This window comes from Neobacillus drentensis, from assembly GCF_036966985.1.
GTDB classification, from domain to species: Bacteria; Bacillota; Bacilli; order Bacillales; family Cytobacillaceae; genus Neobacillus; species Neobacillus drentensis_E.
In genome coordinates this window covers 1-7,117 of the sequence record NZ_JBALSN010000274.1, presented here as the reverse complement: position 1 = coordinate 7,117, position 7,117 = coordinate 1, and the positions used below count along the sequence as shown (strand labels likewise).

Genomic DNA, 7,117 nt, shown 5'->3' with positions numbered 1-7,117 from the left:
AATAAACCCCATTTGCCGAAAGAAATAATTCAACGCCAAAAAGGCCGTATCCACCGAGGGCATCTGTGATTTTTTTTGCAATGTCCTGCGCTTCAATTATTTGTTCCTTTGACATTGCATGCGGCTGCCAGGATTCAATATAGTCCCCATCTTTTTGGACATGACCAATCGGAGCGCAATAGGTTGTGCCTGAGACAGAACGAACCGTTAAGAGTGTGATTTCGGAATCGAAATGAATAAATTCCTCGACAATCACTCGAGCTTTTTTGCCTCTGCCACCTGAAATGGCCTCATTCCAAGAGTATTCTGCATCCTCAAAGGATCGGCAGATGGTTTGCCCTTTTCCAGATGAACTCATTATCGGTTTTATCACACAAGGAATTCCAATTTCTTGCACAACACTCCTTAATTCCTCCAGCGTGTCTGCAAATCCGTATTTCGCCGTAGGGATTCCCAGTTCTTCGTTTGCCAATCTGCGGATTCCTTCTCTATCCATCGTCAGGTTAGTTGCTTTGGCCGTTGGTACAATACTGAAACCTTCGTTTTCAAGATCGATTAATGTTTCCGTTGCGATTGCCTCAATTTCAGGAACAACTAAGTCCGGCTTTTCTAGTTCAATCACTTTTCGCAGTTCTTCTCCATCAAGCATGTCAACAACATAAGAATGATCCGCAACCTGCATGGCAGGGGCATTTTCATAACGGTCAACAGCAATAGTCACCATTCCTAGTCGCTGAGCCTCAATAATCGTCTCTTTTCCGAGCTCTCCTGAACCTAGTAACATTACTTTTTTGGGTTTGCTAGAATTTGAGGAACTAAACATCTTATCCACTCCTAATTGTTTGCTTTTTGACTATAATATCGTATAATCATTAGGAATATCAATAGATAAATTAATTAAAAAACGAACATTAACTATTTTTTAATATTTATCATTCGTCAATCGAGAAGTGGTACCGGTAAAACTTAGCCTCCTGGATTCATCAATCATTAGAAATTTAGTAGTTTTTGCATCCCATGGATATAAATATAAAGGAAATAAAAGATTCGTAAATTAACGGATAAAAGAAGAGATGGTAAGAAAAACACTATTTTATTTAGATTAAAAGAGATAAAATAAAAAGTAATTTAAAATTGACGATAGAGGTGCCAAAGTGAAAGAGATTCTTTTGATTTTACTGTTACAATTGATTTATGTACCTATTTACACACTGCGAACAATCTTTTTGGTTAAAAATATAACAGTGTTAGCATCGATCCTAGGTATAGCAGAAATGTTAATTTATGTTTTTGGCCTTTCACTCGTATTTGGTGGAGATCAAAGTATTATATCAATGGTTGTTTATGCAGTTGGATTCGGGTTAGGAATTATCCTTGGGACGAAATTGGAACAAAAAATAGCGATTGGTTATATAAACGTAACGGTTAATACACAAGAAAAAAATAGTAGTTTGATAGACACATTACGAAAAAATGGCTTTGGCGTTACTTTATATACAGGAGAAGGCCGAGACAGTGAACGTTATCGAATGGAAATATTAACGAAGAGAAATAGAGAAAATGAACTAATAGCTACTGTCGAAAAATTTGAACCTAATGCGTTTATTATTTCATATGAGCCGAGAAGATTTAAAGGCGGTTTCCTATTGGACCGACTTCGATAGAAGAATTGAAACACAGCGAATGGTTGTACGAAATATTTGCAAGATAGAAAATGACGTGTGACAATCCACACGTCATTTCTTATGTCTTATATAAAGATGGAACCCGTTAATATTCAAACCAGGCCTTTTTTATCTTTATATTATTATTTAGGTAAAAAGGATTTTCCCATCAAATAGCGATCAACTTCATGAGCAACCTGACGTCCCTCATTGATCGCCCAAACGATTAGGCTTTGTCCTCTTCTTGCATCACCTGCAGCAAATACACCCTCAACATTTGTTCGGTATTCACCATAGGCTGCTTCAATCTTTTGATTGGATGCATTTACACCAAATTGACTCAACAGCGGCTGTTCTGTTCCTTCAAATCCGATTGCAATAAAGACAAATTGTGCAGGCCAGATTTTTTCGGTTCCTGGGATTTCTTTAAAATAGAATCGACCCTCATTGTCTCTTAATTTTTCCATTTGAATCGTGTGAAGTTCCTTTAAGCGGCCTTTTTCATCCGCAACAATATTCTTTGTTTGGATCGAATATTGACGGGGGTCTTCACCAAACTTGGCTTCTGCCTCTTTATACGCATAATCCATGGTAAAAACATTAGGATAGGCTGGCCACATATTTCCTGAAGTACGCGTCTCAGGTAATTGTGGATGTTTGCCAAACTGAACCACACTTCGGCAGTTTTGACGAAGGGCTGTTGCCACACAGTCCGCTCCCGTATCACCGCCGCCAATCACGATGACATCCTTGCCTTCCGTATTGATAAACTGACCATCTTCAAAATTCGTATCCAAATAACTCTTCGTCGCCTTGGTCAGGTATTCCATGGCGAAGTGAATCCCTTTCGCCTCGCGCCCTTCAATGACTAGATCACGCTGTTTTTGAGCACCTGTACAAAGAATGACAGCATCGAATTGTGTGTGCAGTTCTTCAGCAGTAATATCTTTGCCAACCTCTGTATTCGTGACAAACTTGATCCCTTCTTGGGTTAATAAACTGATTCGACGCTCCACGACTTCTTTATCAAGCTTCATATTTGGAATGCCATACATGAGTAACCCACCAGGACGGTCAGAACGTTCAAAAACCGTTACCGAATGACCTGCCTGGTTTAGTTGATCGGCACTGGCCAATCCAGCAGGACCAGAACCGACTATCGCAACGTTTTTCCCAGTTCTGCTCGCTGGAATCCGAGGAGCAATCCAGCCATTTTCAAACCCTTTATCGATGATTGCTTGTTCAATGTTTTTAATCGTTACCGCAGGGTCAGCGATCGCTAATGTACATGAACCTTCACAAGGAGCAGGACAAACCCGCCCCGTGAATTCCGGAAAATTATTCGTTTTAAGCAACCGATCAAGGGCTTCTTTCCATCGGCCCCGATAGACCAAATCATTCCATTCGGGGATGAGATTATGAATCGGACAGCCTGATGTTGCCCCTTGAATTTCCATCCCCATATGGCAGAAAGGAGTGGCGCAATCCATGCACCGCGCTCCTTGTCTACTTAAAGTTTCGTCCGAAAAAGGCAGGGAATACTCTTTCCAGTCGCTTACTCGCGTAAGGGGATTTCGTTCTTTACCTTTTTCTCGATAGTAATCCATAAATCCTGTTGTTTTTCCCATCTTCCTCTCCCCTTTCTTAACGTAGTACAGCTTCTGGCTGTTTTGGTGTATTTTTCGGTTTAGCAGAATTGGCTAAAAACGCACTCATAACCGCGTCTTCTTCTGGTAGACCTGCATCCTTTTGCTTCTGAATTTGCTCCAGCATCCGTTTATAGTCCTTTGGAATGACTTTGATAAATTTCCTGACATGATTTTCCCAGTTTTCTAGAACAAAGCTTGCTTTCACACTATTCGTATAATAGAAATGAGTTTGAATTAATTGCATTAGCTCATCCTCATCGTTTTTCGTCAACGACTCTATTTCAATCATCTCTTGATTACATAACTTCTTAAAGGCCTCTTGATCATCAGCTAATACGTACGCAATTCCACCGGACATCCCGGCAGCAAAGTTTTTGCCTACATCACCTAAAATAACAACGCGTCCGCCCGTCATATATTCACAGCCATGATCGCCAATACCTTCGACAACCACATTCACACCGCTATTACGGACAGCAAATCGTTCGCCAGCGCGTCCATTTATATACGCTTCACCGCTAGTAGCACCGTATAAAGCAACATTCCCGGCGATAACATTTTCTCCAGCTGATAGTTTAGAAGATTCGTTTGCTTTAACAATCAGTTTTCCACCAGATAGGCCTTTTCCAAGAAAATCGTTGACGTCACCCGTAATCTCTAATGTCACACCGTTCGGAACAAACGCACCAAAGCTTTGCCCTGCAGACCCTGTAAACCTCAAGGTTATGGTATCGGCAGGAAGTCCCACTTCGCCATAACGCTTCGAAACTTCACTTCCGACGATTGTTCCTACGACACGGTTCACGTTCGTAATTGGGAAACTCACATCGACTGGAATTTGATCTTGTAATGCTGTTTGAACAGCCGGCATGATTTTTTGGATATCAAGCGACTCGTCAATTTTGTGATTTTGTGGTGTTGTATATGTGCGAGCACCCTCAGGTTGGTGAAGCAATGGAGTTAGGTCTAAGTCCTTTGCTTTCCAGTGCGCTTTCGCTCGATCACTCATTTTCAATACATCTGTACGGCCGACCATTTCGTCTACTGTCCTAAAGCCAAGCTCCGCCATTAATTCCCTTACTTCTTGAGCAACAAAACGCATGTAGTTAACAATGTAGTCAGCTTCCCCTGTGAACTTTTGACGAAGCTGCGGATTTTGCGTAGCGATTCCAACCGGGCACGTATCTAAATGACAAACGCGCATCATCACACATCCGAGCACAACGAGCGGTGCAGTCGCAAAAGCAAACTCTTCTGCCCCCAATAATGCCGCCATTACAACATCTTTTCCAGTCATTAATTTACCGTCTGTCTCAAGGACAACACGATCACGCAACCCATTCAACATTAATGTTTGGTGCGCTTCAGAAAGACCAAGCTCCCACGGTAGTCCCGTATGCTGGATACTTGTTTTTGGAGATGCTCCGGTTCCACCATCATACCCACTGATGACAATGACATCGGCAGCACCTTTTGCCACACCGGCAGCAATCGTTCCAACTCCGCCTTTGGATACTAGTTTCACGCTAATGCGGGCATCTTGATTGGCATTTTTCAAATCGTGAATCAGCTGCGCCAAATCCTCAATCGAGTAAATATCATGGTGTGGTGGTGGTGAAATCAACCCTACACCTGGTGTGGAACCACGAACATCAGCAACCCATGGATATACCTTATTGCCAGGAAGCTGTCCGCCTTCACCTGGTTTTGCTCCTTGTGCCATTTTAATTTGAAGCTCATCCGCATGGACAAGATAATGACTTTTTACTCCGAACCGGCCGGAAGCAATTTGCTTTACTGCACTACGGCGGTTATCGCCATTTTCATCCAAGGTAAAGCGGTTTGAATCTTCCCCGCCTTCACCCGAGTTGCTTTTACCGCCTAAACGATTCATCGCAATCGCCAAAGTTTCATGCGCCTCTTTACTAATTGATCCAAACGACATCGCCCCTGTTTTGAAACGGCGGACAATGGAATCAACTGATTCAACCTCGTCAATGAATAAAGATTTTCTAGTTTCATCAAATGAGAACAAATTCCGTAAGAATCCAATTCTCTCTTCATTTGCAAGCTTGGAATATTGTTTAAATAAATCATAATCGCCCTTTCGGCAAGCCCATTGCAGTGTATGAATTGTTCCAGGGTTAAAAGCGTGATGTTCCCCTGTTTTTCTCCACTGGAAGTTACTTCCTGAATCTAAAGTTTGATCATAAGAATCGGCGTAAGCGACTGTATGAGGCATTTTTGCTTCTTTGGCAATCGTATCTAAACCAATCCCGCCCAACTGCGAAACTGTTCCAGTAAAATAACGTTCAATGACTTCTCCGCTAATGCCAACCGCTTCAAAAATTTGTGCACCGCGATAACTTTGAACGGTTGAAATCCCCATTTTTGACATCACTTTTACGACGCCTTCGGTCATCGCATTTACATACTTGCTTACCGCTACTTCATAGGTAAACGCTAAACTTCCATCTAAGATAGCCTGCTTATAAGTTGCGAACGCAAGATACGGATTGATGGCATCAACACCATATCCAATTAGAGCTGCCAAATGATGGACCTCACGTACTTCACCCGATTCAATAATGATGCTTACCTTCGTTCTACTGCCTACACGAATTAAATGCTGGTGAAGAGCACTTACTGCCAATAACGAAGGAACCGCTGCTTCTTTCTTATTCATTTGACGGTCAGATAAGATAAGTAGACTTACACCTTCAGAGATGGCGGAATCCGCCTCTTGGCAAATCCTATCAAGACTGCCTTCCAGATTTTCATCGAATAGAATGTCAATGACCTTACTCTTAAAATCGGCTGAATCGAATGATTTCAATTGCTCTAATTGACTAATAGTAATGACCGGTGTATCAAGTTGAATTCGACGGCAGTTTACCGCTGAAGGTTGTAATATATTTCCTTCTGAGCCTAATAACGTCATCGTTGATGTGACAATTTCTTCACGAAGTGAGTCAATGGGCGGATTGGTTACTTGGGCAAATAATTGCTTGATATAGTTAAACAAGGATTGCGCACGCTCAGATAAAACCGCTAATGGCATGTCATTACCCATTGCCCCAATTGGGTCTTTTCCTTCATTAACTACTGGAACCAAGTATTTTGATATATCTTCGTAGGTATAGCCAAATGCTTTCTGTCGTACGAGTAAATCTGATAGTACCTCTTCTTCGGTAGATTTATCTTCATTTAATCTAACAAGCTGTTCATCCAGCCATTGTTGATAAGGAAGTGCTTCAGCCATCTTCGTTTTTACTTCTTCATCGGAAATAATCCGTCCTTCTTCTAAATCAATCAACAGCATTTTCCCTGGGCTTAAACGATCCTTATATAATACTTTTTCCGGTTCAACATCAATGACGCCAACCTCTGATGAAAAAATAATATAATCATCATCCGTAACGTAATAACGAGCCGGGCGAAGGCCGTTTCGATCTAAAATCGCTCCGATTTGTTTACCATCCGTAAAGGAAATAGCCGTTGGACCATCCCAAGGTTCCATTAAGCAGCTATGATATTCGTAAAAAGCTCTCTTTTCTTTTGTCATATGCGGGTTTTCTGACCATGGCTCAGGAATCAGCATCATGGCAGCATGAGCAGGCTTCCTGCCCGCAAGTACCAAAAACTCAAGCGCATTATCTAAAATTGACGAGTCACTTCCTTCGGTATCAAGGATTGGAAGCACCTTTTGCAGGTCATCACCAAATGCTTCCGAGACGAATTGCTTTTCTCGCGCATTCATCCATTGAACATTGCCGCGAAGTGTATTAATTTCTCCATTATGAA

The 7,117-nt window shown here is 41.8% G+C and carries 4 protein-coding genes; 1 reads left to right on the top strand and 3 read right to left on the bottom strand.

Translation table 11 applies throughout. The features are described from left to right. A partial coding sequence (gene purT, locus V7659_RS18380) for a formate-dependent phosphoribosylglycinamide formyltransferase (RefSeq protein ID WP_335541239.1) occupies positions 1-823 on the bottom strand: 823 nt, incomplete at its 3' end. Between the two features lie 331 nt (positions 824-1,154). Between purT and V7659_RS18375 the strand changes: the two genes are divergently transcribed. Beyond that, positions 1,155-1,664, top strand: a complete 510-nt coding sequence (locus tag V7659_RS18375; protein ID WP_026567590.1) for a DUF2179 domain-containing protein — start codon at positions 1,155-1,157, stop codon at positions 1,662-1,664. Between the two features lie 143 nt (positions 1,665-1,807). Here the strand turns inward: V7659_RS18375 and gltD are convergent, their stop codons facing one another. Further along, positions 1,808-3,292: a glutamate synthase small subunit gene (gene gltD / locus V7659_RS18370; RefSeq protein WP_335541235.1), complete on the bottom strand. Its 1,485-nt coding sequence runs from the start codon at positions 3,290-3,292 to the stop codon at positions 1,808-1,810. A 16-nt stretch (positions 3,293-3,308) separates the two neighbouring features. Continuing rightward, positions 3,309-7,117, bottom strand: a 3,809-nt coding sequence (gene gltB / locus V7659_RS18365) for a glutamate synthase large subunit (RefSeq protein WP_335541234.1), incomplete at its 5' end; no start/stop codon positions are given.

Coding starts and splice junctions, on each gene's coding strand:
- gltD (WP_335541235.1), bottom strand. CDS start 3,292: ATGGGAAAAACAACAGGATTTATGGATTACTATCGAGAAAAAGGTAAA.